Source organism: Bartonella sp. AA86SXKL (assembly GCF_042196885.1).
In genome coordinates this window covers 1-725 of sequence record NZ_JBHIRE010000315.1, presented here as the reverse complement: position 1 = coordinate 725, position 725 = coordinate 1, and the positions used below count along the sequence as shown (strand labels likewise).

At 39.9% G+C, this 725-nt stretch carries 1 pseudogene; it reads right to left on the bottom strand.

Annotated elements, in window-relative coordinates:
- Nucleotides 1–725, bottom strand: a pseudogene (locus ACFIO5_RS11750) (DNA-directed RNA polymerase subunit beta'); the annotation flags it as partial.

The following is a 725-nucleotide window of genomic DNA, read 5'->3' as shown; positions in this document are numbered from 1 at the left end:
TCAACCCACGCATACCAGCCAACTGTTTCATCTGGTTAGCAGAACCACGCGCACCAGAATGTGACATCATATAGATCGAATTCATTGGCCGCTGACGACCTGTTTTAGGATCAAATTCGACAGCTTGAATACGTTTCATCATTTCGTCGGCAACACGATCCGTACATTTACCCCAAGCATCTACAACTTTGTTATATTTTTCACCTTGTGTAATGAGACCATCATTATATTGTTGTTCATACTCTTTAGCCAAAGCTTCCGTTTCTGCAACCAAACGCAACTTGCTATCAGGAATAAGCATATCGTCCTTACCAAATGATATTCCCGCACGACAAGCATGAGAAAAGCCAAGCTGCATAATACGGTCACAAAAAATAACCGTTTCTTTTTGCCCACAGTGTCGATAAACTTGGTCAATCATTTTAGAAATGTTCTTTTTAGTCATTTCTTGATTAACAATATCAAAGGAGATACTTGGATTTTTCGGTAAAAGCTCCCCAATAATCAAACGACCAGGTGTTGTATCATAAAGCTTAGCAACTTCTTTTCCATCCTTATCGATATTTTTAACGCGGCCTTTGATCTTCGTGTGAAGAGTTACAACCTTATTTTCCAAGGCGTGATGAAGTTCGCCTATATCGGAAAAAACCATCCCCTCGCCCGGTTCTTTTTCAGAAACAATCGAAAGATAGTAAAGACCAAGAACCATATCCTGTGATGGAACA